Origin of the sequence: Actinomyces sp. HMSC065F12 (assembly GCF_001814535.1) — a bacterium.
In the GTDB taxonomy this organism is placed as follows: domain Bacteria; phylum Actinomycetota; class Actinomycetes; order Actinomycetales; family Actinomycetaceae; genus Pauljensenia; species Pauljensenia radingae_A.
The window spans coordinates 1,579-3,353 of record NZ_KV817017.1 but is presented as its reverse complement, the minus strand read 5'-3'; the positions used below and the strand labels follow the sequence as shown (position 1 = coordinate 3,353).

General features: G+C 58.3%; 3 protein-coding genes. All 3 read right to left on the bottom strand.

Annotated features, from left to right (window positions below):
* Positions 1-144 precede the first annotated feature (144 nt).
* Positions 145-489, bottom strand: a complete 345-nt coding sequence (locus tag HMPREF2975_RS08260; protein ID WP_058236111.1) for a hypothetical protein — start codon at positions 487-489, stop codon at positions 145-147.
* 52 nt (positions 490-541) lie between these two features.
* Positions 542-916, bottom strand: coding sequence for a hypothetical protein (locus HMPREF2975_RS08255; RefSeq protein WP_070727019.1), 375 nt, complete (start codon positions 914-916; stop codon positions 542-544).
* Positions 913-1,775: helicase-related protein (locus tag HMPREF2975_RS08250; RefSeq protein ID WP_193600027.1), on the bottom strand; the 863-nt coding region annotated here is incomplete at its 5' end. The genes HMPREF2975_RS08255 and HMPREF2975_RS08250, both read right to left, overlap by 4 nt.

Below are 1,775 nucleotides of genomic sequence, written 5' to 3'. Positions count from 1 at the left end.
TGAGCAGCGGGAGCCATGCGGCTATGTCGGATAGTTCGCCTATGGCTTTGCTGGTTTTGCGCTTGGTTGTTGTTGTCGCGTCCACCGTCACTGTCCTTTCGTGTTGGTTTTAATTCTTGCAGGTTGATCTGTGTTTTTCGGCTATCAATAGATGATCTTGTATTCACCAATAAATCTCTCGAATGCTTTTGCGAGGCTTGTAAAAACTTCCTGCATAGCTACGATTTCCATATCCCCGCCGGCTTTTAGCTCGAAACAAACGCTGTCCCCAGCGTTTTCATATGGGATGAGCTCGATGCAAAATGAGTCGGCGAATCTTATGGCTACTCGCAGTCTGGAACTATCGCCGCACGCCGGGTAGTCCTCCAGTTCAAACAGGACTTGCGCTGCCCCATTGTTCTGTGGGTAAAGATCGAACAGTGCGGCCTGCTTGCCTTCTGTTTCAAAGTACTGTTCGCTTGTTCCGCCGAGGTCTTCGATTTTAAACATGTCTATTCCGTTCGTTGCGATTGCTGGTTCTTGGATTTCTTGTGGAGAGATTTCACAGGTCTGTGTCCGGCCTACTGCCCGTCAGCAGTGCGACCAGGTCATTGAGCGTCATGAGCACCCACTGTGAACCGGGGTCCGTGACTGCGCGCCGCTTCGCCACGACGATCCCCGCGAGCGCGTCATCATTCCCCATCTCGGTGTGCGCCTCACTGGTCCATTGGGCGGGCAAGAGGCGGCCTCCGTAGTCTTTGGTTTCGATGGTGATGCGCCTGCCCATGTGCCGCACTCCTGCAATGTCGCCGGTGTCGCGCGCCCCGGTGCGCACTTTCCGGTCGATCCGGTCGTCTACCTGCTGGGCGAGGTAGTTGGCGATGGTGCGTTCGAAGCGTGCTCCTGCTTGGCGTGCGCTCCTGTTGGTGCGTGTCACTGGTGGTGTCCTTTCGTGTTGATAATGTCGCGTCCTATTTCAGCGAGCAGTCTGGTCACGCTCGCCCCCTCGGTGTGGATGCTCGCTTCGACGTGGTGATCACTGCCGGGGGTGAGCTGGTCGAGCGTGGCGGCTTTCGTGGTGAGCACCTTGTGGATGATGGGGTCGAGCGTGCCGGGGGCGATCAGTGTGGTGATGGTGACGGGGCTGGCTTGTGTGATGCGGTGGATGCGGTCTTCGGCTTGGGTGACGAGTGCGGGTGTCCACTCGGTTTCGACGAAGAGGGCGTCCTGGGCGCGCGTGAGGGTGAGGCCGACTCCCGCTGCGGTGATTTGTGCGATGAGCACGTCTACCTTGCCCGCCTGAAAGGCGGTCACGGTGGCGTCGCGTTCGGCCTTGCTGGTTGCCCCGTAGTAGGTGCGCACTGTGGCGTGCGGCAGCGTGTGGGTGAGTTTGTCGGCTAGTTGGTGGATGACTTCTGTGTGGATGCACCATGCGACGAGCGGGCGGCCAGTCCCCTCAACGTGTGTGGTAATCCAATCTGCGGCTGGGTCGATTTTGAGCATCCCGGTAGCGTGCCGCATCTGTGAGACAAACTCTTTCGCATGGTCTTGCAATTCGGCTTGCGTGTAGCCTTTGCGCTTGAGTTTTGCCGCCACGTCGCTGAATGCTTTGGCGCGTTGCGTGTCGGGAATGTCGACGAGCTGCGTGTAGCGCGTTTTGGGCGGCAGGTCGGACAGGACGCCTTTTTTGGTGCGCCTGCTCCACACGTGGTCGTTGAGCCTGCGGTGGAGGTCTGGCATGCGCTCGGGGATGGGTTCTGGTGTGCCCCAGTAGTTTTCCCGCGTGTAATACGTTT